Annotated in this window: 25 protein-coding genes; 19 read left to right on the forward strand and 6 right to left on the reverse strand. The window is 32.1% G+C overall.

From position 1 onward, the window contains the following. Positions 1-50: 50 nt before the first annotated feature. Positions 51-1,361, forward strand: coding sequence for a lipid II isoglutaminyl synthase subunit MurT (gene murT / locus HS848_RS11275; RefSeq protein ID WP_198612396.1), 1,311 nt, complete (start codon positions 51-53; stop codon positions 1,359-1,361). Position 1,362: 1 nt separating this feature from the next. Beyond that, positions 1,363-2,085: a lipid II isoglutaminyl synthase subunit GatD gene (gatD, locus tag HS848_RS11280; protein ID WP_198612397.1), complete on the forward strand. Its 723-nt coding sequence runs from the start codon at positions 1,363-1,365 to the stop codon at positions 2,083-2,085. Between the two features lie 61 nt (positions 2,086-2,146). On the opposite strand, the gene HS848_RS11285 is transcribed toward gatD, so the two are convergent. Then, positions 2,147-3,136, reverse strand: coding sequence for an FUSC family protein (locus HS848_RS11285; RefSeq protein WP_198612398.1), 990 nt, complete (start codon positions 3,134-3,136; stop codon positions 2,147-2,149). 148 nt (positions 3,137-3,284) lie between these two features. On the opposite strand from HS848_RS11285, the gene map reads away from it, so the two are divergent. The 5 genes from map to vraR all read left to right on the forward strand — a co-directional run bounded on the left by map (position 3,285) and on the right by vraR (position 7,010). Further along, complete coding sequence (gene map / locus HS848_RS11290; protein WP_198612399.1) at positions 3,285-4,037, forward strand: type I methionyl aminopeptidase; 753 nt, start codon at positions 3,285-3,287, stop codon at positions 4,035-4,037. Positions 4,038-4,231: 194 nt separating this feature from the next. After that, entirely contained in the window at positions 4,232-4,618 is a 387-nt protein-coding gene (locus HS848_RS11295) for a hypothetical protein (protein ID WP_107507735.1), read from the forward strand. A 28-nt stretch (positions 4,619-4,646) separates the two neighbouring features. Further along, complete coding sequence (gene vraT, locus HS848_RS11300) at positions 4,647-5,348, forward strand: cell wall-active antibiotics response protein VraT (protein WP_198612400.1); 702 nt, start codon at positions 4,647-4,649, stop codon at positions 5,346-5,348. Beyond that, positions 5,345-6,391: a sensor histidine kinase VraS gene (gene vraS / locus HS848_RS11305; protein ID WP_198612401.1), complete on the forward strand. Its 1,047-nt coding sequence runs from the start codon at positions 5,345-5,347 to the stop codon at positions 6,389-6,391. The genes vraT and vraS overlap by 4 nt, the downstream gene beginning before the upstream one ends. Beyond that, on the forward strand, positions 6,381-7,010 hold the full coding sequence (gene vraR / locus HS848_RS11310; protein WP_107507738.1) for a response regulator transcription factor VraR: 630 nt from the start codon (positions 6,381-6,383) through the stop codon (positions 7,008-7,010). The genes vraS and vraR overlap by 11 nt, the downstream gene beginning before the upstream one ends. Positions 7,011-7,171: 161 nt before the next feature. On the opposite strand, the gene HS848_RS11315 is transcribed toward vraR, so the two are convergent. From HS848_RS11315 to HS848_RS11325, 3 genes are all read right to left on the reverse strand, one after another. Next, a complete protein-coding gene (locus HS848_RS11315; RefSeq protein ID WP_107507739.1) occupies positions 7,172-8,398 on the reverse strand; it encodes a YihY/virulence factor BrkB family protein in 1,227 nt (408 codons plus the stop codon). 100 nt (positions 8,399-8,498) lie between these two features. Beyond that, positions 8,499-8,783, reverse strand: coding sequence for a YtxH domain-containing protein (locus HS848_RS11320; RefSeq protein WP_107507740.1), 285 nt, complete (start codon positions 8,781-8,783; stop codon positions 8,499-8,501). Between the two features lie 5 nt (positions 8,784-8,788). Further along, positions 8,789-9,253: a low molecular weight protein-tyrosine-phosphatase gene (locus tag HS848_RS11325; protein ID WP_103166671.1), complete on the reverse strand. Its 465-nt coding sequence runs from the start codon at positions 9,251-9,253 to the stop codon at positions 8,789-8,791. Positions 9,254-9,394: 141 nt separating this feature from the next. Here HS848_RS11325 and HS848_RS11330 point away from each other — a divergent pair, with 141 nt between their 5' ends. From HS848_RS11330 to HS848_RS11340, 3 genes are read left to right on the forward strand one after another with little or no spacing between them, the layout of a single operon-like run. Continuing rightward, positions 9,395-9,601: a DUF1128 domain-containing protein gene (locus tag HS848_RS11330; RefSeq protein WP_107507742.1), complete on the forward strand. Its 207-nt coding sequence runs from the start codon at positions 9,395-9,397 to the stop codon at positions 9,599-9,601. A 13-nt stretch (positions 9,602-9,614) separates the two neighbouring features. After that, a complete protein-coding gene (locus HS848_RS11335; protein WP_198612402.1) occupies positions 9,615-10,862 on the forward strand; it encodes an aminopeptidase in 1,248 nt (415 codons plus the stop codon). Positions 10,863-10,899: 37 nt separating this feature from the next. Continuing rightward, positions 10,900-11,433 (forward strand): acyl-CoA thioesterase, encoded by a 534-nt coding sequence (locus HS848_RS11340; protein ID WP_107507744.1) that lies wholly within the window; start codon positions 10,900-10,902, stop codon positions 11,431-11,433. A gap of 79 nt (positions 11,434-11,512) precedes the next feature. Here HS848_RS11340 and yfkAB read toward each other — a convergent pair whose 3' ends face one another. Further along, positions 11,513-12,652, reverse strand: coding sequence for a radical SAM/CxCxxxxC motif protein YfkAB (yfkAB, locus tag HS848_RS11345; RefSeq protein WP_408642074.1), 1,140 nt, complete (start codon positions 12,650-12,652; stop codon positions 11,513-11,515). Positions 12,653-12,810: 158 nt separating this feature from the next. Here yfkAB and HS848_RS11350 point away from each other — a divergent pair, with 158 nt between their 5' ends. The 7 genes from HS848_RS11350 (at position 12,811) to HS848_RS11380 (ending at position 18,336) form a co-directional block, all read left to right on the forward strand. Further along, positions 12,811-12,978 carry an SE1561 family protein gene (locus HS848_RS11350; RefSeq protein ID WP_103166676.1) on the forward strand — a complete coding sequence of 56 codons (168 nt, stop codon included), beginning with the start codon at positions 12,811-12,813 and terminating at the stop codon, positions 12,976-12,978. A gap of 82 nt (positions 12,979-13,060) precedes the next feature. Then, positions 13,061-13,579: a type 1 glutamine amidotransferase domain-containing protein gene (locus HS848_RS11355; protein WP_198612404.1), complete on the forward strand. Its 519-nt coding sequence runs from the start codon at positions 13,061-13,063 to the stop codon at positions 13,577-13,579. 278 nt (positions 13,580-13,857) lie between these two features. Further along, complete coding sequence (sgtB, locus tag HS848_RS11360) at positions 13,858-14,670, forward strand: monofunctional peptidoglycan glycosyltransferase SgtB (protein WP_107507747.1); 813 nt, start codon at positions 13,858-13,860, stop codon at positions 14,668-14,670. A 225-nt stretch (positions 14,671-14,895) separates the two neighbouring features. Beyond that, positions 14,896-15,699, forward strand: coding sequence for a recombination regulator RecX (recX, locus tag HS848_RS11365; protein ID WP_198612405.1), 804 nt, complete (start codon positions 14,896-14,898; stop codon positions 15,697-15,699). Beyond that, positions 15,692-16,006, forward strand: coding sequence for a YfhH family protein (locus HS848_RS11370; protein ID WP_107507749.1), 315 nt, complete (start codon positions 15,692-15,694; stop codon positions 16,004-16,006). The genes recX and HS848_RS11370 overlap by 8 nt, the downstream gene beginning before the upstream one ends. A 15-nt stretch (positions 16,007-16,021) precedes the next feature. Continuing rightward, positions 16,022-17,533 (forward strand): ATP-binding cassette domain-containing protein, encoded by a 1,512-nt coding sequence (locus HS848_RS11375; RefSeq protein WP_198612406.1) that lies wholly within the window; start codon positions 16,022-16,024, stop codon positions 17,531-17,533. An 8-nt stretch (positions 17,534-17,541) separates the two neighbouring features. After that, positions 17,542-18,336 (forward strand): teichoic acid transporter, encoded by a 795-nt coding sequence (locus HS848_RS11380; RefSeq protein ID WP_198612407.1) that lies wholly within the window; start codon positions 17,542-17,544, stop codon positions 18,334-18,336. Positions 18,337-18,458: 122 nt separating this feature from the next. On the opposite strand, the gene HS848_RS11385 is transcribed toward HS848_RS11380, so the two are convergent. Next, positions 18,459-19,436, reverse strand: a complete 978-nt coding sequence (locus HS848_RS11385) for a metal-dependent hydrolase (protein ID WP_107507752.1) — start codon at positions 19,434-19,436, stop codon at positions 18,459-18,461. 148 nt (positions 19,437-19,584) lie between these two features. Between HS848_RS11385 and mutY the strand changes: the two genes are divergently transcribed. Then, positions 19,585-20,631 (forward strand): A/G-specific adenine glycosylase, encoded by a 1,047-nt coding sequence (mutY, locus tag HS848_RS11390; protein WP_198612408.1) that lies wholly within the window; start codon positions 19,585-19,587, stop codon positions 20,629-20,631. Positions 20,632-20,754: 123 nt separating this feature from the next. Beyond that, a complete protein-coding gene (gene ntdP / locus HS848_RS11395; RefSeq protein ID WP_103166685.1) occupies positions 20,755-21,297 on the forward strand; it encodes a nucleoside tri-diphosphate phosphatase in 543 nt (180 codons plus the stop codon). Positions 21,298-21,432 lie beyond the last annotated feature (135 nt).

Raw genomic sequence — 21,432 nt, forward strand, 5'->3', positions numbered from 1 at the left:
ACCCGTTACATGTTATAATTATTCGAGTGATTTAAACAAGGAGGAAACACATGAGACAATGGACTGCAACCCACTTGGCTAAGTTGGCACGTAAAGCAAGTATCGCAGCTGGTAAAAAAGGGACAGACTTGCCTGGCCAAATTGCTCGTAGAGTGGATCAAAATATATTACGTAAATTAGCTACTCAAGTAGATGACATTGTGTTTATTAGTGGTACAAATGGTAAAACGACGACATCTAACTTGATAGGCCATACTTTAAAAGCAAATAATATTGATATTATTCATAATAATGAAGGCGCCAATATGGCAGCTGGTATTACTTCGGCATTTATTATGCAAAGTACGAAACAGACGAAAGTTGCTGTGATTGAAATAGATGAGGGTTCTATTCCTCGTGTTCTTAAAGAAGTAACACCTTCTATGTTCGTATTTACTAACTTTTTCCGAGACCAAATGGACCGCTTCGGTGAAATTGATATTATGGTAAATAATATTGCGAAATCTATTAGTAATAAAGGGATTAAATTACTTCTAAATACGGATGATCCTTTTGTAAGTCGTTTAAAGATAGCAAGCGAGACTATTGTTTATTATGGTATGAAGGCGCATGCGCATGAATTTGAACAGAGCAGCATGAATGAAAGTAAATATTGTCCAAATTGCGGTAGACTACTAGAATACGATTACATACATTATAACCAAATTGGTCATTATCATTGTACATGTGGTTTTAAACGTGAAACTCCTAAGTATGAAATAACTTCATTTGATGTCTCACCATTTTTAAAATTAAATATGAATGACGAGATATTTGATATGAAAATTGCGGGCGATTTCAATGCATATAATGCCTTAGCAGCCTATTCAGTATTGAGAGAACTAGGCCTTAACGATGACGCAATACGTAAAGGTTTTGAAACATATACGTCTGATAACGGCCGTATGCAATATTTTAAAATGAATCAAAAAGAAGCAATGATAAACTTAGCTAAGAATCCGGCTGGTATGAATGCAAGCTTATCGGTAGGAGAGCAGTTAGATGATAAAAAAGTTTATGTTATCAGCTTAAATGATAATGCTGCAGATGGTCGTGATACGTCTTGGATTTATGATGCAGATTTTGAAAAATTAAATGACCAAGATATTGAAGCCATTATTGTAACTGGTACGCGTGCCGAAGAATTGCAATTACGTTTGAAATTAGCCGAAGTCGATGTTCCTATTATTCTTGAAAAGGATATTTACAAAGCGACGGCATTAACTATAAACTATAGTGGTTTCACTGTAGCAATTCCTAACTACACTTCATTATCACCAATGCTTGAACAACTAAACCGTTCATTTGTAGGGGGCAATTAATATGAATGAATTAACGATTTATCATTTTATGTCAGATAAATTAAACTTATACAGTGATATTGGGAATATTATAGCCCTAAAACAGAGAGCTAAAAAACGTAATATTAAATTAAACGTAGTAGAAATCAATGAAACTGTGGGTGTAACTCTCGAAAAATGTGACATTTTCTTCATTGGTGGCGGTAGTGATAGAGAACAAAGCATTGCCACTAAAGAACTAAGTAAAATTAAAACAGTACTTAAGGATGCTATTGAAGATGGGATGCCAGGTTTAACAATTTGTGGTGGTTATCAATTCTTAGGTACAAAATATATTACACCTGATGGAACTGAGCTTGAAGGTTTAGGTATTTTAGATTTCTATACTGAATCACGTACAGATCGTTTAACAGGCGATATTGTAATTGAAAGTGATACGTTCGGTACTATTGTCGGTTTCGAAAACCACGGTGGCCGTACTCATCATAATTTCGGTACACTCGGCCATGTAACAGTAGGCTATGGCAATAATGATGACGACAAGCAAGAAGGCATCCACTACAAGAATTTATTAGGTACTTACCTTCATGGACCAATTTTGCCAAAAAACCATGAACTCACTGACTATCTCTTAGAAAAAGCATGTGAACGTAAAGGTATACCTTTTGAGCCAAAACAGTTAGATAATACTGAAGAAGAAGCGGCTAAACAAGTAATTATCGATCGTTCAGCTAAAAATAAGTAATTAAAAAATGAGCAGGACAATGAAATCATAAGAGTTATCTTAGATTTCTGTCCTGCTCTTGTTATTTGTCTTTAAATCGATTATCAAGCAATTTATAAATTAATAGTATTTCGTAAATTACGTGACTTTTTATTTGATTTTGGTCAAATTCTTCAAGTAATTTAACTGAAGATTTTAGTGTAGAAGCGGATTTCTTTTGACGTTCAAAATAATTATTTAATGGAATATCATGGATACTATTACTTATTTTAATAATGGCCATTTTTTCCTCGGTAGTAAAGATAAGATTTACATTCTTAGGTAAATAGATAATATTGGATAAATGCGTTGTGAGTATACGGTCTACGTATGATCTATTGGAAATATGTTTTAACCGTTTCCACTCATCTTCTTTATTTTTATGATAGCGCAATTCATCACGTTGATAACCAGTTAAGGTTTCAGTTTTATCGATAATGGCAGTTAATTTAGTTAATAACTCATTACTATCATCAGAATGGAATTTACCTAATAATAATTCATTACATCGTAAAGCGAACAATTCGTACATCTTATGTTCGGATAAAGTCAGATTATCTTCTATTTGATGATAATATTTCGGTGGTAAAACGAGGAAATTAACTACGCCGGCAGTTACCAATCCGATGAGTGCAGTTAGTAATCTAGAAAAGAAATTAAAATAATAGGCATCATGAATTCCTGGAATCATGGCTACTGAAGTTAATACGGCAACAGTCGTACCTACTTGTAAATTTAATTTTGTACATACTAGAATAGTAAATAACGCACTGAAGGTATATGAAAGCGGTGATTGATCTCCAAAGATGAAGGTGAATACTACTGCAAATAATGCCCCAATAACAGTAGCTGGTAATCTACGATAGCCTTTTTTTAGTGATGCTTTAGCGGTTGGTTCAATAGTGACAATTGCGGTTAGAATTGCGAAGATAGGTGTCAAATTTAACATTAAGCAAAATAAAGATGTTAAGAAAGTAGCTAAACCTGTTTTAATCGTTCTAGCGCCAATAATCCGTTTATACCATTTATCCATGTCATAAATCCTCTCGTTGCACGAAAATAATCATTGTAGTAAGTGTGAAATTGAAAATTATTTACGTTTCATTATTAGTCACGTTTAGTATATCAAAAAATTTTTGGTATAATAAGATGTAATATCAATTAAAAAGGAACGGGATAATATGATTGTAAAAACAGAAGAAGAATTACAAGCCTTAAAAGAGATAGGTTATATTTGTGCAAAAGTAAGAGATACAATGCAAGAGGCTACCAAACCTGGAGTTACAACGAAAGAGCTAGATAATATCGCGAAAGAGTTATTCGAAGAACATGGGGCGATTTCAGCACCCATTCATGATGAGAATTTCCCAGGCCAAACATGTATCAGCGTTAATGAAGAAGTAGCGCATGGCATTCCTGGTAAACGTATCATTCGCGAAGGTGATTTAGTAAATATTGATGTTTCAGCCTTGAAAAATGGCTACTATGCAGACACAGGTATTTCATTTGTAGTGGGCGAAGCAGATAATCCACTTAAACAAAAAGTGTGTGATGTGGCGACAATGGCTTTTGAGAATGCTATGGCTAAAGTTAAACCAGGCACTAAATTAAGTAATATTGGTAAAGCAGTGCATGCAACAGCACGTCAAAATGATTTAACAGTGATTAATAACTTAACTGGACATGGTGTAGGTCAATCGTTACATGAAGCTCCTAATCATGTAATGAATTATTATGATCCTAAAGATAAAACACTTTTAAAAGAGGGCGTAGTTATCGCAGTTGAGCCATTTATTTCTTCTAAAGCTACATTTGTAACAGAAGGTAAAAATGAATGGGCATTTGAAACTAAAGATAAAAGCTTTGTAGCTCAAATTGAACACACAGTCATCGTAACTAAAGACGGCCCAGTGTTAACAACTAAAATAGACTAATTGTTATAGCGTGAGAAAGATAGTAATGTCATATCTTTCTTACGCTATAATTATGAGCATTATCATTATGATTTCATTAAAAATCACCATCTTTAAGTAGTGCTTAAGTATGAGTTAAATATGGTTCCTAAGCCTATATTCCTTCATGAAGCGATGTACTATAATAAAGCTTAATCAAGGGTGAGGTGTTTTTTATGAACTATATGGACGTGTACTTACAACATTTTTTAAAAGTAGTAATTAAACAAAATATCGACGAGTATCGAATGCTTTTAGATAATAAACTTAAAAGTATCGAAACATACATAGTGTATTTAAATAAGAAAAAACAACAAATGAATAAGTTGATTGACAGTTTATCTGCTACATTAGAAAATAAGTATATTGATATAGCGAATACTTATAATATTAAACATGCTCAAGAAATTAATAATTATGAAATTGAAGATTTGAAAAATCAATTAGATATGTTTGAAGCATATTGCGCAAGAATAGAAGCGGATATACACCGTTGTGCAAAAGAAAGAATTACTACCTTAGGTCAATGTGACATCATTGAACAGATGAGTGTAGTAGCTTAAATAATCAAGAAAGATAGGAGGCGACGTGTTGACACGTAAATATATATCGACAGAATTATTAATCATTTTTACAGCATTAATGATCATTGCTAATTTTTACTATATCTTTTTTGAGAAGATTGGCTACTTATTCGTTCTCTTGCTGGGGTGTATTTTAGTTTATGTTGGATATCTATACTTTCATAAAGTAAGAGGACTTTTGGCGTTTTGGATAGGTGCTTTGCTAATTGCATTCACCCTATTATCGAATAAGTATACGATTATTATATTGTTTATTTTCTTAGTGATTGTGATTATTAGGTATTTAATTTTCAAATTTAAACCGTTAAAAATTGTTGCTTCTGAAGATGAAGTGACTTCGCCACAATTTATAAAACAGAAGTGGTTTGGAGAACAACGTACACCTATTTATGTCTATAAATGGGAAGATGTGCAGATTCAACACGGGGTTGGAGATGTACACATTGATATGACGAAAGCTGCTAATATTAAAGAGAATAATACGATTGTAGTTAGACACATTTTAGGAAAAGTACAGCTAGTCGTTCCATTAAACTATAATATTAATCTACACATGGCAGCGTTCTATGGTACTGGTTACGTCAATGGTCAATCCTATAAAGTAGAAAATAATCATATCCAAGTTGAAGAAAAACCTAAAGAAGAGAATTATAATGTGAATATTTACGTATCAACGTTTATAGGAGATGTAGAGGTGATTTATCGATGAATCACTACTTAAGAGCTATAGGTTCCATGCTTATACTCGTGTATAGCATGTTTACTGCGTTCTTATTTATAGATAAAGTATTTGTTAACATTATCTATTTCCAAGGGATGTTTTATACGCAAATATTTGGCATACCCGTCTTCTTATTTTTAAATTTAGTAATTATTTTATTATGCATTATTGTGGGTTCAATATTAGCTTATAAAATTAATCAACAAAATCATTGGATTAAATCACAAATCGAACATGCAATCGAAGGGGAAACTGTTGGGATTAACGACCAAAATATTGAATTATACAACGAGACAGTAGAACTTTACCAAACATTAGTGCCTTTAAATCAGGAATTGCATCGTTTAAGAATTAAGACTCAGAATTTAACTAATGAAAATTATAATATGAACGACGTTAAAGTTAAAAAAATTATCGAAGATGAACGTCAACGTTTAGCTCGCGAATTACATGATTCAGTAAGTCAACAACTTTTCGCAGCAAGTATGATGTTATCAGCAATTAAAGAAACTAAATTAGAGCCACCACTGGATCAACAAATACCCGTGCTTGAAAAAATGGTTCAAGAATCTCAACTAGAAATGCGTGCATTATTATTACATTTACGCCCAATAGGACTAAAAGATAAAACGCTTGGTGAAGGTATTAAAGATTTAGTTATCGATTTACAGAAAAAAGTCCCTATGAAAGTGATACATGACATTCAAGATTTTAAAGTACCTAAAGGGATTGAGGATCACTTGTTTAGAATTACTCAAGAAGCAATCTCTAATACATTGAGACATTCTAATGGTACAAAGGTAACAGTAGAATTATTTAACCAACAAGATTATTTACTATTAAGAATTCAAGATAATGGTAAAGGATTTAATGTTGATGAAAAAGTTGAACAAAGCTATGGTTTAAAAAATATGAGAGAACGCGCATTAGAAATTGGGGCTACGTTCCACATTGTGTCATTACCTGATTCAGGAACGCGTATAGAAGTAAAAGCGCCGTTAAATAAGGAGGATGATTCGTATGGCGATTAAAGTACTATTTGTAGATGACCATGAAATGGTTAGAATTGGAATTTCAAGTTATTTATCAACGCAATCAGATATTGAAATCGTAGGGGAAGGTGAATCAGGAAAAGATGCCATAGCTAAGGCACATGAATTACAACCTGATTTAATTTTAATGGATTTATTAATGGAAGATATGGATGGCGTTGAGGCTACAATGCAAATTAAAAAAGATTTACCACATATAAAAGTAGTCATGTTAACAAGTTTTATTGAAGATAAAGAAGTATATAGAGCCCTTGATGCAGGGGTAGATAGCTATATCCTAAAAACAACAAGTGCGAGTGGTATAGCCGATGCTGTACGTAAAACCTATAATAATGAATCCGTCTTCGAACCTGAAGTGCTAGTCAAAATGCGTAATAGAATGAAAAAGCGTGCTGAATTATATGAAATGTTAACTGAGCGTGAGATGGAAATTTTATTATTAATTGCTAAAGGATATTCTAACCAAGAAATCGCAAGTGCGTCTCATATTACTATCAAGACAGTTAAAACGCACGTAAGTAATATATTAAGTAAATTAGAAGTACAAGATAGAACACAAGCAGTTATTTATGCATTCCAACATAACTTAATTCAATAACTATCCTTTAATAATTAAAAATGCTCTTAAATGATATCCATAGATGTCATTTAAGAGCATTTTTGTAATGAATTTAGATGAAAGAAGATTGAAAGTCATAAATGAGTGTCACAAAAACCAAACTTTTAATGATTTCTACACTTCAATTTCTTCATATCGAATTATGATTTCTTATTATCTTCATTATCGTTATTTGAAGTAAACTTATCTTTAATTTTATCAGTTAACGATTCTTTTTCTTCAGCGTTATTATCATCGTCATCCTTATCGATATTATAATCCTCATCCTTACCAGGTTGAGTGCGTTTATATTCATATGTTGTATCTTCGTTGTAATGGTTTTGGTTGTTATCATCATGTACTAATGCAGCTTCTTCAGGAGTTTGTCCTTTAATCACATGTCTTTGATGTACAATAGCATTGATTTCTGCACCGATAATAATGATGAAACAAGTAATATATAACCAAAGTAGTAAGATGATGATACCGGCTAAACTACCATATGTTTTAGAATAGTTACCAAAGTTAGATAAGTACCATCCAAACGCAAATGAACCGACTAACCATATAATTGATGTGAATAGCGCACCAGGAAATACTGATTTAAATTTAGTTTTAACATTTGGTGCTACTGAATATAAAGTTAGGAATAAAATAAGAATAACAATAAACGGTAGAACAATTCTAACTAAATCAAATATCCATGCGACTTCATTACTTAAGCCTAATGGACCAAATAGATGTTCTTTAATAAAATCACCAAATGTAGGTAGTGTTAACGCTAAAGCTAATACAATTCCCATAACTATAGTGAAAACAACACTTAAAATTTTAAGAACAACAGGGTTACGCGCATCTTCTACATCGTAAGCAACATTGAATGAATTCATAATTGCAGACATACCATTTGATGCAGACCAGATTGCTAATAATAACCCGACAGAAAGTAAACTGCCACTTGAGTTTTTCGTGATATCTTCGAAGATTCTTGATACTACATCTGCAGTTTCAGATGGTGCATTTTGACTAACCAAATCTTTAATCTGTTGAGGATCGATTTGGAAGAATGGTAATAATGTTAATAAGAAGATTAACATTGGGAATAGCGCTAAGACGAAGTGATAAGTCATCTGTGCTGCTAAACCTGAAGCATCATCCTTACCGATACGATAAATTAAATAAGAAATAAAATTTGATTTTTTTGTGTATTTTGCAGGTTTATTTAATCGTGACACGAAGAAAACCTGATCATCCTTTTTAGGTTCTTTAGATTGGAATTCTTGCGGTTCTACATATGTACGATCAACCTTAATTTTATCTTGCTCTCCTTCTTGTTGTTCTTTCACAGAATTAAGATAGTTCGAGCTTGATTGATTTTTATTCGACATAATGGCCTCCTCTATAAAACGACAACTTATTTTATTTTAAAAGAAAGGGGTTGGGACACGAATGGTTTACGCCTTTGTCCCAACCTCTAAAATCAATCAATTATTTACCGATGCGATTATTTTTGCGATTTACAAAAGTATCTTTAGCATCTTTAATTGATTTTTCTAACTCTGGATTGTTACGACGAATTTCTTCGATAGTATCTTTCCAGTATAAAACTTCATCTTTGATAGAGCTGACTTTAGAAGGTTTACGTGAACGATTACCTTCTTTCATATCTTTTACAGATTGTACTAATGAATTACGAGTTGATTTGTCAGCTAATGTAGCAGCGCCACCAACAATAGCGCCAATTAAAATACCAGGAATTAATTTATTTTGCATTTTGCTTACCCCTCTTTCAAATTTGCATCTTTAACGATGTAATCTATTAGATTGTCACAAGATGATTGTACCATTTCATACACGCCTTCGAAATTATTTGTGTAATATGGATCTGGCACATCACTCTCTTCCATGTTACTAAATTCTAGCAATTTGAACAATTGTCCTTTTAAATTAGGATTAATTGATCTGATATTGTCTATATTACTTTGATCCATTGCGATAATATAATCAAAATCATGATCTGGTTCAAATAGCTCACTAATCATACCATCATATGAGATATTATGACGATTAAGAATATCTTGAGTCCCTTCATGAGGTGGTTCTCCAAGATTCCAACGACCAGTGCCTCGTGAATGAACTGTAACACCGGAAATTCCTCGATCTTTTAAACGCTGACGCATAATCGCTTCAGCCATAGGAGAACGACAAATATTTCCGAGACAGACAAATGCTACATCTACCATCTTGTATTCCTCCAAACTATTAATATAAAACCATTTTATAGGTATTTTAAACATTTAGAAAGGCATAACTTTGCTAATTTCTATAAAAGTTTATTAAATTTTCATACTCTGATAAAATGTTGTATTAAAGAGGTGAGAAGAATGGCGCAAAGTAATGAAGAAATGATTGCCGATATTAGAAAAAAATTAAATATAGTAAACCAAGGATTATTAGACCCAGATAAATTTAAAAATTCTAATCAACAAGATATAGAAGAAATTCATGGTTTTGTCATGTCAAAAGATTCATTTTCACCAAGTGAAGTTACAGCAATAGCTGACGAATTAGGGAATTTACGTCAAGACTAAGGAGGAATTTTAAATGACAAACTCAAATTATCAAGATAAATTACAACAATATGCCGAACTGCTAGTAAAAGTGTGTATGAATATACAACCAAAGCAACCCGTTTTCATTAGATCATCAGTTGACGCAATAGAATTAACTCATTTGATAGTAGAAGAATCATATAAAGCTGGTGCTTCTGACGTAAGAGTAGTTTACTCAGATCCAACATTAAAACGCTTGAAGTTTGAATATGAAACTGTAGAACACTTCGAGACTACTGAAATCAAAGATTTTGATGTAGAGGAACGAATGAATTATGCCAACCGTGGCGCTGCCAATTTAGCACTTCTAACTGAAGACCCTGATTTATTAAGTGGTATTGATGCTGAGAAGTTAAAAGCCTATCAAACAAAATATTCTCAAGGATTTAAAGGCTACATGGAAGGTAGTCAAAAAAATAAGTTCCCTTGGGTGGTAGCTGCATTTCCATCAAAAGCATGGGCTAAAAGAGTGTACCCAGAGTTGTCTGAAGAAGAGGCTTACGCTAAATTTATTGATGAAGTCTTCGATATTGTACGAGTAGACGGAAATAATCCAGTTGATAATTGGAGACAACATGTGAATGATTTAAGCGTTCACGCTCAACGTTTACAACAAAAAAATTATAAAGCACTACATTACATTTCAGAAGGTACAGATTTAGTAGTTGGATTGCCGGAAAATCACATTTGGGAAGATGCTACAAGTTATGTTAATGGAGATCAACAACCTTTTATTGCCAATATTCCTACAGAGGAAGTCTTTACTGCGCCTGACCGAAACAACGTCAATGGTTATGTAACAAATAAACTTCCATTAAGTTATAATGGAAATATTATCGATGGTTTTACTTTAACTTTTAAAGATGGAGTCATCGTCGATTTTAAAGCAGATAAAGGTGAAGAAGTACTCAAAGACTTAATTAATACCGACGAAGGTTCAAAACGCCTAGGTGAAGTTGCACTTGTACCAGATGATTCACCAATTTCAAACCGTAACACTATCTTTTATAATACGTTATTCGATGAAAATGCCTCTTGCCACTTAGCCATTGGTTCCGCATATGGTTTCAATGTTAAAGGCGGAACAGAAATGACTACTGAAGAAAAAATCGCAAGTGGTTTAAATGACTCCAATGTGCATGAAGACTTTATGATTGGTAGCTCAGATTTAACTATTTATGGCATTCTTCATGATGGCTCTAAAGAATTAGTTTTTGAAAATGGGAATTGGGCACAATAACTCATTAAATATAGTATAGATAAAGGGAGCAAAGTATATGTCAAATTCTCAAGACAATAAAAAATCAATGTCTGAATCTAAAAGTATTAAAGCGAAACAAGTATTTCCTCAAGATACCAATCATCATCACACAATGTTTGGCGGTTCATTAATGTCTAATATTGATGAAGTTGCTGCAATTACAGCAATGAAACACGCTAATGCACAAGTGGTTACAGCTTCTATGGATTCAATGGATTTTCTTCGACCAATTAAAACAGGAGAAATCACTTCATATGAAGCTATGGTGAGCTATGCTGGTAAAAGCTCAATGGAAATTTGTGTTCAAATTATTATTGAAGACGTACTAAATAAAGAAAGACATTTGGCAGCGCTTAGCTTTTTAACTTTCGTTGCTTTAGATGACAATGGCAAACCTACAAAAGTACCGCAAGTTTATCCTGAAACTAAAATTGAAAAATGGTTCTATGAAGGTGCACCTAGTCGTGTTCAACGAAGAAAAGATCGACGTGAAGAAAGTAAAAGCACGCTTGATTTTCTATCAGACGTCCAAAATATAGAAGAAATATAAAATCATAACAATAAAGATAGTAAAAAAGCGCGAATTCTATTAATTTAAAATAGGATTCGCTGCTTTTAAATATTCTCAATTAGCTAAATATACTTTCTGTATGCATTTCAATTTCTTTTTGTTTAAAGTCTGTATTAGGGTAGTACATATTTTTTACTAAGACATTTGGACCTAAACATTGGAAAGCTTCACAATGACAGTTTAAAGATTTAGCTAAATCAGATGTTAACCATTTATTAAAGACATCTGATAATTTATCACGTTTAATATTAGAGATAGTACCATTCTCATCTCCAAAATCTGTCACGATAACATCTCCACTAAAAACATTTACATTTAATCGGCTACGTCCATCGGGGTCGTTACGCATCGTCACATTTTTGGCATCTCTTAATCGTTGTAGTAAAGCTTGATCATTTTCACCATTAATACAAGGATAAATAGGTAAAGTGCCAAATAACATCCATATATCTTCATCACGAATATCTAATAAATGATGAATAGCTTGTTTCATTTCTTTTAGAGACAAGACATTAAGTTGACTAGCAAAGTCGGCAGGATACATTGGATGAACTTCATGACGACTACATTTCATATCATTGACGATTTCATTATGGATTTTATCTAGATAGGGCAAAGTACTTTGATTTAGCATAGTTTCAGCAGATATAAACATCCCTTGTTCTGATAAAGTACTCGCGTTATCTAACATCTGTTCATATAATTTCAATTTAGCTTTTAATGGCGGCTGTTTTTTCATAGCACCAAAGCCAACATCAGTAAATTCTTGGATAGTTCCCCAATTATGAGAAATATGCATTACATCTATGTATTCAGCGATATCTAAGTAACGATCTTGAGGAAGCGTTAGATTAGAATTCATTTGAACATAAATACCACGGTCTTGCGCATATTTTAAAAGTGGTTTGACTACATTTTTAATTGATTTTTTAGAGAACATAGGCTCTCCACCAGTTATCGACATTGTACGTAAATTAGGAATTTCATCCAATCGACGGTAAATAATATCCATAGGTAGGGGGTCAGGATCTTTCGTTTGTAATGTGTAGCCTACAGCGCAATGACTACATCTCATATTACATAAATTAGTAGTTGTAAATTCTATATTACTTAATGTTAATTTGCCATGTTCTTCTATATCGTTATATGCTTCCCAAGGATCATTATTAATAGAAATAGGCTTTTTTTGATTTGTCATCAACATATTTATTACTCCTAAACATTTAAATTCCTTTATACGTTGCTAAAAAGTACAGTAAACATTATTAAGATTATATCCCTTTTTGTCAAATTCTGTTAGGATAAAACTAACGTAAATGTTAAATAAAATAGATAATTAAAGGAGACAAACTTTTCATGGACGAACAATTAACAATTGACCAAATTAAAACACGCTTATCAAAATTCTTAGAAGATATTGATCATGTGAACCCGGACGAAGTAAGCGTGGAAGATATTGATGAATGGATTGGTTTATTAGACCAATTAGAAGAAAAAGTGAAATCAGTATCTAAGGAAAATTAATTTAAACTAACGTCATATGTTTAAAACCTCTTAAAAGTGTCTATACATACAATATAATACGATTAAGAAAGGTGATATACACATGGCTAAAAAAGTAGCAATTATCTTAGCAGACGAATTTGAAGATATAGAATTAACAAGTCCAAAAGAAGCTTTAGAAGAAGCAGGATTTGAAACTGAAATCGTTGGAGATACTGCAAACGCAGAAGTAGTAGGTAAACACGGCGAAAAAGCTACTGTAAATGTAAGCATTGCTGATGCTAAACCAGAAGACTACGATGGCTTATTAATCCCAGGTGGATTTTCACCAGACCACTTACGTGGTGATGCTGAAGGTCGTTATGGCGCATTTGCTAAATACTTCACTAAAAATGATGTACCAACATTCGCAATTTGCCACGGCCCACAAGTCTTAGTTGATACTGACGATTTAAACGGTCGTACATTAACTGCAGTACTAAATGTACGTAAAGACTTATCAAACGCTGGCGCTCACGTGGTTGATGAATCAGTAGTTGTTGATAACAACATCGTTACAAGCCGTACACCAGAGGACTTAGACGATTTCAATAGAGAAATTGTTAAACAATTAGAAGACTAATCTATAGATTAGTAATAATGATTGAAGAGCCTAGGACATTTTTAATTAAATGTCCTAGGTTTTTTATGTTATAAGAAGTAAATAATCAGAATTATAACTTTAGAGAATGTATTAGTTTTCAATATTGCTTATTTCACGATCGTTAATTAAAAACACTCGTGCCAAGGTATCAGGCCGTGTACACCCTGGGACTGATTTTTAGCGTTAAGTATAGCTAAATATATCAACTACTGTTAAACTCTCAATTATAGAGTGAGTTTAAGTAAAGGAGCTAGCGCATGAAAAGAAGCCAAAGATATCATAACTCGCCTGAAAGACATACGCAGTATCGTAATGAACCATATTATAATACGTATTACGAGCCTGTAGGTAAACCACCTAAAAAAAAGAAAAGTAAACGCATATTCCTAAGAATATTCTTAATCTTTATTCTTATTTTCGCATTATTTACCGGTTTAATGTATTTCTTATCTTCAAGAGCGAATGTTGATGATTTACAATCAATTGAAAATAAAAATAGCTATGTTTCTGTAGATAATATGCCTGATTATGTAAAAGGGGCTTTCATTTCTATGGAAGATGAAAGATTTTATAAACACCACGGTTTTGATTTAAAAGGTACAACACGAGCATTGTTTTCAACTATTGGTGAACATGATGTGCAAGGTGGAAGTACTATTACTCAACAAACAGTGAAAAATTATTACTATGATAATGAACAATCTTTTACAAGAAAGTTAAAAGAACTCTTTGTCGCACATAAAGTAGAACAACAATATAGTAAAAATCAAATTCTAAGTTTTTATTTGAATAATATTTATTACGGTAGTAACCAATATACAATAGAAGGTGCAGCAAATTATTACTTTGGTACAACTACAAACCAGAATAACGGCAGTGGCTCTCAAATAACAGTTTTACAAAGCGCCATTTTAGCTAGTAAAGTTAATGCACCAAGTGTGTATGATATTAGCAACATGTCGGATAATTTTAAAAATCGTATCAAAACCAATCTTGAAAAGATGAAACAACAAAATTATATTTCAGACAATCAATATCAAGAGGCATTATCACAACTCAATAATTATTAATGTAATGAAGAGACTGGAACATCAATACTTTTGCTCCAATCTCTTCTTTTTAATGGATAAAATACTTTGAGACATGCTAAGACTATTATAGAATAAGTTATATGAGATTGAGATGATACCTTGGTAAGAATAGACCGTGAATGAGTGTGGCAAAGTACATGCTCTTCATTTCTTTGAAAGGGTATTGTAAATTATATTCTCCATATTTAAGAAGGAGGGGTAGAGATGCCTAAAATCACTAAAATTGAAGTACAAAAGAAAAATAAAGAACGATTTAATCTATTCTTAGACGGAGAATTCGAAATGGGTATAGATATTGATACTTTAGTTAAATTTAATTTAAAAAAAGGTCAAATCGTTGAAGCTAAAGATATGGAGCAAATTCAGAAACATGAGCACTATAGATTAGGCATTAACATGGCGATTCAATATCTCTCCTACAAGAAAAGAACAGAGAAAGAAGTACGACAACATCTTGCTAAAAATGAAATAAGTGAAACTGCTATTCAGCAAGTTATCGATTATTGCTATAAAGAAATGTATATTAATCATGATGATTATGCAGAAAGCTTAAAAAATACAATGCTAAATACTACTGATAAAGGCCCGGAAATATATAAACAAAAATTATACCAAGTGGGTATTGAACCTAATATTATTGCTAATTATGTAGCACTATATGAAGAAGAACAATCATTAGTAGCGGTCATAGGTGTAGCAGAGAAAATAATGCGAACAAAAAAAGGCCCCGCTTCAAAGGTTAAACAGAAAGTTTTACAAAGCCTCATTCAAAAAGGTTATTCAATGGAAGTGGCGCAACAAGCTTTGGGTGAATTGGATTTCACCCAAGATGAAGAAACCATTGATCAGTTATTAGCTAACGATTTGGAAAAAGTTTATACTAAACAACGCCGTAAATATGATGGCCAAATGTTAGTGATGAAAACAATTGAGTCTCTTATGAGAAAAGGATATAAGTATGATAAAATTAAAATTAAACTAGAAGAAAGTGGTATTTCAGATGGATAACAAGAGACTAAATGAAATGTCAGAACAAGAACTTAGACATGAAATTCAAACATATAGAGAAAAAATGCGTAAAGCTGAAATGAATGGCATCATGAACGAATATGATGTATATCAAAGTAAAGTTATTGTCGCTGAAAGTTACTTAGTTGACCGGACAAAGGTTGAGCTTGGAAGAATGTATAAATTAAACGATGGTAGTGATCAATATTTTAAAGTAGAACGCTTAAAAGGCATATTTGCTTGGGGATATAGAATTAATAGTTCATCTCCTGAAGAAGGTTTGCCACTTGCTTTATTAAAAATTTAGAAGGATGTAACACGAATGGGAAGTTCAATAATTTTAAAGTTACTTAATGTTACACATTATTATAGAAATAAGAAAAATAGAAAATGGTATTTACCTTTTGGATATGATGCAGAAGATATTGAATTAAACAAAATATCCTTGCACATTTATCAAGGTGAAGCATTAGCTATTATTGGAGAACCTGGCTCATCTAAAACGTTATTAGGTAGAATTATAGCTGGCGATATTAAACCCGATAGAGGTAAAATGGTGAAATCTGCCTCCACGTATTATGGAGATATTAAAGATAAGCATTTACTTCACATTACTGTTAAGGAATATGTTAAAGATATTCAACAGTTATTTACATATGAAACATCATCACATAATATTGAACAAATTATTAAATACGCTCATTTAGATGAGAAAGCATCTGTGAAGATTAATGAATTAAGTCATACAGAATTTGCTCAATTAATACTAAGTCTCGCACGTGTATGCCGTGCCGAGGTATTAATTCTCAATCATATTATTGAACATCTAGACGATGCTTTTCTAGAAAAAGCAAAACAACTTTCTAAAGATTATATTTCTGATAATCAATCCCTTATACTTATTGATGATGATATTAATAAAGTTGCTCAAGTCAGTAACTATGTAGCTTGGATATCACATGGCCAAGTACGGATGGAAGGTTCTTTAAACCAAGTGTTACCGGCATTTAAAGATCATGAGCGGGATAGATTAAGCATTGATAATGAAGAAGAACAACAAAACTTTGATTTAGATTGGAAAGAAAGTCGCAGTCGTTTGCCTGATATGAGTTATAACTTTAAACGTGTAGAACGATATAAGAATGCTAAAGTCCCAGATTTCGTCGTTAAATTTTGGACGATACTTATCACAAGTGTATTAGCACTCATCTTAATCGGCGTTTTAGTAATGAATAATATTGGAACAATCGAAGCACCTACGATTGAAACACAGAAGAAAGTTCAAAACAAAGATCCTTTTGAAGAAAAGCTTGCTTATGGTATTGTCATGAATGATTCAATCACGCTTGATGGTGAATCTAATATAAAAGTACCTAAATATACATTTGTTACAATCACGGGTGAAAATTCCAAGAAATATCAAGTGACGATGAATGATAAGGATTATGAGGTAGGGAAAAGTAAGCTACAATATTTCAATCCAGCTGCGCTATATGAGTCGCATTCATTAAGCACTCTAGCTCCATATATGAAATCTAATTATAGTAATTACGTTGATTACTTTAATAGTCAATTACATAAAAAGCATGAACAAGTTAAGAAAACGCTAGTACCTGACGAAGATTCACGCTACGTCGTCTCTGTAACGCAACAACCCATTGATATGCTATTTAATGATCAAAATAAATTAACTGGTTTCGTTTTTCCAATAGTTGATAAAGATAAACTAAAAGATAAATATCATATTACTCAAGATTTATGGACTGTGAAAACGGACAATGGTTATCTTATTGCGGATATGAATGATAGCAAATGGATTTATATTGAATTGTAGGTGTAAAAATGATAGATAATTTATTATTATATTTTAAATTTTTTCCATCACTCATGAAATTCGCTAAACAACGAATTATTGATACTAAAAAATGGTTTATAACTCTATTTGTAGCCCAATTAATACTTATAGCGATTGTCCTCATCTCACTTTCAATTATAGATATCGAAGAAATTGTCAAAGCAAGATGGTTATATAGAATGATCACGTTCATATCATTCATCACTATCACGGCTACAGTTTATAAGTCATATAGAGAGTATAGTCAAGATTATTTAGTTACAAAATCATTTCAATTAACGCCGCTAGTAACAACGATAGCTAATATTTTAGTTGGGAATATTATTCTGATGGTTTTAACATTAATTATCGCGATTTTTAAACCTATTAATTTTGAAACATCAATGCTAGCGTATTTATTCTTCATGTTGATGACTATAGTAAGTATGATTTTTATAACAGTTACATTAGGATTACTTGATATTCTAAGTAAAAAAATATTAACAATATTTATCATAGGTAGTGTTGTAAGTTTCTTATTATTACCAATACTTTATTTACCTAGTACCAAAATAAGTTTATTGAACCCAATTCTAAAGTTAAATCCGTTCTACTATATAGTGGATGGTTCTGCAACTTCAGCTATTTTTGGAGCAATTAATATGTATAATGTGGCTTATCATGTGTATTTTTTAATTTTCCTAGTTATATTAGGAACACTAAATTTTATGATAATGAGATATGTCGCACATGAAAAATATAGATACTTACAGAATGCAATAACGCTAAGAAATGAAAATTAAAAAAGACGTAATAGCAATTGTTATAGGAAAAGGCTGAGACACTTAAATTAATGTCTCAGCCTTTACTAGTTTAGCAATTAATAATAGAACTATTAACACGTATTAATAACGTGTTTATTAGATTAATGTGAGTATAATTTTTTTTGTAGCTTTTCTTCACTGAAAACCCATCCAATATAAGAGTGATCAATATGATTGTCATTATCAACATGAGCAATAGCGGCAAAAGAATAATGACCTTTATTTAAATATCTCAAGTCTATAAGTCTTATCTCAGTAGTATCGTCATCTAATCTTCTTGTTTGCCAACGATAGATTGAAGAAAAGTTTAAAAATGTTCTAATGTCAGGGTTACTTTTAAGTTGCCATAGTAATGTATCAGGAGAAAAGTTTTGACGTTTCACTTTATCGCTAAATACGACATTACGACCATGAGCTCTTCCTACATAATCATGTTCTTCAGTTTGGATAGCAACTCTCCATTCCATAAATTTCATTGTAGGTGCTACAAAGATTTTTACTGGATTATGTTGTTGTTGGATTTGTTTTAACGCTTGTCTTTTAATAATAGCTTGCATTTGGAAACGAATAATATAATACACTATTAACACACCAATAATAGGGAAAAAGACTAAAAACGGATGAACGCCTAGCAACCAAATGACAATACCAAGACATAAGATGCCAAAGATAATGGGGTCAAAGGTATTAATAACGCTTAGCTGAATCCACTTGTTAGTTATTGGTCGTAATGCTTGGGTACCATATGAGTTAAAAATATCTACAAACACATGTAAAAATACTGCAAGTTGAGCCCATAACCATATATGAGTGGTATCTACATTAGGAAATATGACGTAAATAAAGAATGCAATCAATATGGGCCATAAAACAGTAAAAGGTATTGAATGTGTAATCCCTCTATGATGAGAAATATATGTAGCATTATTTTTTAATTTTAAAACTGTATCACCATCAGGGATTAAAGATCCCGCAATAAGTGTAGTTGCAGTAGCTACCATCGTATTAGCCATCACAGGATCTTGTGTGGCTAATGCAGTTAGCCCGACACCCATTGCAATATGTGTGGCTGTATCCATAAACGTTCACTCTTTTCATCTTAATTTAATTTATATTATAATCTAAAAGTTACAATAACAAAATGAAGAGACTTAACAAAATATTAAATAATTTAGCACATTGAAATAGATTCAATACACGTAATAGTTGTAGAAAGGAAAAATGTTGATGTTAAAAGAGCACTCTTTTAAAGAAAATATAGTAACGTGGTTCGAGAAAAATCAAAGAGCAATGCCTTGGCGAGAAACTACTAATCCATATTATATATGGCTAAGTGAAGTAATGTTGCAACAAACTCAAGTGAAAACAGTTATAGATTATTATCACCGATTTATTGCACGTTTTCCTACTATTGAAGATTTAAGCCAAGCCCATGAAGACGAGGTGCTCAAATATTGGGAAGGCTTAGGTTATTATAGTCGCGCACGAAATTTCCATACTGCTGTTAAAGAAGTAGAGGCGGAATATGGAGGCCTCGTACCGAATTCCCCTGAAAAATTTGGCAAGTTAAAAGGCGTTGGGCCCTATACGCAAGCAGCTGTTATGAGTATAGCGTATAATCAGCCCCTTGCTACTGTAGATGGAAATGTATTTAGAGTATGGTCACGTTTAAATAACGATAGCCGTGATACTAAATTACAATCAACGCGAAAAGCTTTTGAAAAAGAATTACAACCATACGTCAATGAAGAAGCTGGAACTTTCAATCAATCGATGATGGAACTAGGGGCTTTAATTTGCACACCTAAAAATCCATTATGTTTATTTTGTCCTGTACAAGAAAATTGTGAAGCCTTCAAAGAGGGCACCGTCTTAGAACTTCCAGTAAAAACTAAAAACGTTAAGAAAAAAACGGTAGAACAAAGTATATTTTTAATTAGAAATAATAAAGGACATTATCTCATTGAGAAACGACAAGAAAAGTTATTAAACGGTATGTGGCAGTTTCTAATGTTTGAAGAACCTAATGCATTAGAACAATTAGAAGCAAAGTTGGGTATGTCATTAACTATTGCTGAAGAAAAAGTATGCCAATTTAAACATCAATTCACACATAAAACGTGGAATATGCAAGTATATAGCGTAATTGAGGAAGTGAATATTTCAGAAGAAGAATTAAATAAGAAAAATATGGCCTGGTTTGATTTAGATACGCGACAAGATTATACGATGCCCGTATCGATGAATAAAATATATGAATTCATTAATGGTTAACTTATATAGATATGTCACAATCTAAATATAAATTCGTAAATATTTTAAACATTCCTTTTTAAAGACTTTATGAAAAATATGCTATAATCTAAAGTGCGAAAATAATAAAAGGTGGTGTGGAGTATGGTTAAAGAATCCATACCTAAAGAAGGCGAAAATATAAAAATTCAGAGCTACAAGCATGATGGTAACATTCATAGAGTATGGTCTGAAACAACAATATTAAAAGGTACGGATCATGTTATCATAGGCGGTAATGATCACACGTTAGTTACTGAAAGTGATGGCAGAACTTGGATTACAAGAGAACCAGCAATTGTGTACTTCCATTCAGAGTATTGGTTCAATGTCATTTGTATGTTTAGAGAAGACGGCATCTATTATTATTGTAATTTATCTTCACCTTTTGTCTGTGATGAGGAAGCGTTAAAATATATCGATTATGATTTAGATATTAAGGTTTATCCTAATGGGAAATATCACTTATTAGATGAAGATGAGTATGAGCAACATATGAATCAAATGAATTATCCTTCTGATATTGATGTTATCTTACGTCGCAATGTCGATATCCTTCAACAGTGGATTGAACAAAAGAAAGGACCCTTTGCACCAGATTTTATCAAAGTTTGGAAGCAAAGATATAAAAAGATACGTAATTATTAAGCATAAAAGATGTAATTACGATTTATTTGTTTTATAGTACTTGAGTGATAATAGTTAGAGGTTGAAATGACTGTATTATTATGGACGTCGTAGTTTGTAATACTAAGTCTTCAACCTCTATTAATTTTCAATAAG

This window comes from Staphylococcus caledonicus, from assembly GCF_016238465.1.
GTDB lineage: Bacteria > Bacillota > Bacilli > Staphylococcales > Staphylococcaceae > Staphylococcus > Staphylococcus caledonicus.

What these genes read in the sequence shown, in the direction of transcription:
- murT (WP_198612396.1), top strand. Translation starts at nt 51, where the DNA reads ATGAGACAATGGACTGCAACCCACTTGGCTAAGTTGGCACGTAAAGCA.
- gatD (WP_198612397.1), top strand. Translation starts at nt 1,363, where the DNA reads ATGAATGAATTAACGATTTATCATTTTATGTCAGATAAATTAAACTTA.
- HS848_RS11285 (WP_198612398.1), bottom strand. Translation starts at nt 3,136, where the DNA reads ATGGATAAATGGTATAAACGGATTATTGGCGCTAGAACGATTAAAACA.
- map (WP_198612399.1), top strand. Translation starts at nt 3,285, where the DNA reads ATGATTGTAAAAACAGAAGAAGAATTACAAGCCTTAAAAGAGATAGGT.
- HS848_RS11295 (WP_107507735.1), top strand. Translation starts at nt 4,232, where the DNA reads ATGAACTATATGGACGTGTACTTACAACATTTTTTAAAAGTAGTAATT.
- vraS (WP_198612401.1), top strand. Translation starts at nt 5,345, where the DNA reads ATGAATCACTACTTAAGAGCTATAGGTTCCATGCTTATACTCGTGTAT.
- vraR (WP_107507738.1), top strand. Translation starts at nt 6,381, where the DNA reads ATGGCGATTAAAGTACTATTTGTAGATGACCATGAAATGGTTAGAATT.
- HS848_RS11315 (WP_107507739.1), bottom strand. Translation starts at nt 8,398, where the DNA reads ATGTCGAATAAAAATCAATCAAGCTCGAACTATCTTAATTCTGTGAAA.
- HS848_RS11320 (WP_107507740.1), bottom strand. Translation starts at nt 8,783, where the DNA reads ATGCAAAATAAATTAATTCCTGGTATTTTAATTGGCGCTATTGTTGGT.
- HS848_RS11325 (WP_103166671.1), bottom strand. Translation starts at nt 9,253, where the DNA reads ATGGTAGATGTAGCATTTGTCTGTCTCGGAAATATTTGTCGTTCTCCT.
- HS848_RS11330 (WP_107507742.1), top strand. Translation starts at nt 9,395, where the DNA reads ATGGCGCAAAGTAATGAAGAAATGATTGCCGATATTAGAAAAAAATTA.
- HS848_RS11335 (WP_198612402.1), top strand. Translation starts at nt 9,615, where the DNA reads ATGACAAACTCAAATTATCAAGATAAATTACAACAATATGCCGAACTG.
- HS848_RS11340 (WP_107507744.1), top strand. Translation starts at nt 10,900, where the DNA reads ATGTCAAATTCTCAAGACAATAAAAAATCAATGTCTGAATCTAAAAGT.
- yfkAB (WP_408642074.1), bottom strand. Translation starts at nt 12,652, where the DNA reads ATGACAAATCAAAAAAAGCCTATTTCTATTAATAATGATCCTTGGGAA.
- HS848_RS11350 (WP_103166676.1), top strand. Translation starts at nt 12,811, where the DNA reads ATGGACGAACAATTAACAATTGACCAAATTAAAACACGCTTATCAAAA.
- HS848_RS11355 (WP_198612404.1), top strand. Translation starts at nt 13,061, where the DNA reads ATGGCTAAAAAAGTAGCAATTATCTTAGCAGACGAATTTGAAGATATA.
- sgtB (WP_107507747.1), top strand. Translation starts at nt 13,858, where the DNA reads ATGAAAAGAAGCCAAAGATATCATAACTCGCCTGAAAGACATACGCAG.
- recX (WP_198612405.1), top strand. Translation starts at nt 14,896, where the DNA reads ATGCCTAAAATCACTAAAATTGAAGTACAAAAGAAAAATAAAGAACGA.
- HS848_RS11370 (WP_107507749.1), top strand. Translation starts at nt 15,692, where the DNA reads ATGGATAACAAGAGACTAAATGAAATGTCAGAACAAGAACTTAGACAT.
- HS848_RS11375 (WP_198612406.1), top strand. Translation starts at nt 16,022, where the DNA reads ATGGGAAGTTCAATAATTTTAAAGTTACTTAATGTTACACATTATTAT.
- HS848_RS11380 (WP_198612407.1), top strand. Translation starts at nt 17,542, where the DNA reads ATGATAGATAATTTATTATTATATTTTAAATTTTTTCCATCACTCATG.
- HS848_RS11385 (WP_107507752.1), bottom strand. Translation starts at nt 19,436, where the DNA reads ATGGATACAGCCACACATATTGCAATGGGTGTCGGGCTAACTGCATTA.
- mutY (WP_198612408.1), top strand. Translation starts at nt 19,585, where the DNA reads ATGTTAAAAGAGCACTCTTTTAAAGAAAATATAGTAACGTGGTTCGAG.
- ntdP (WP_103166685.1), top strand. Translation starts at nt 20,755, where the DNA reads ATGGTTAAAGAATCCATACCTAAAGAAGGCGAAAATATAAAAATTCAG.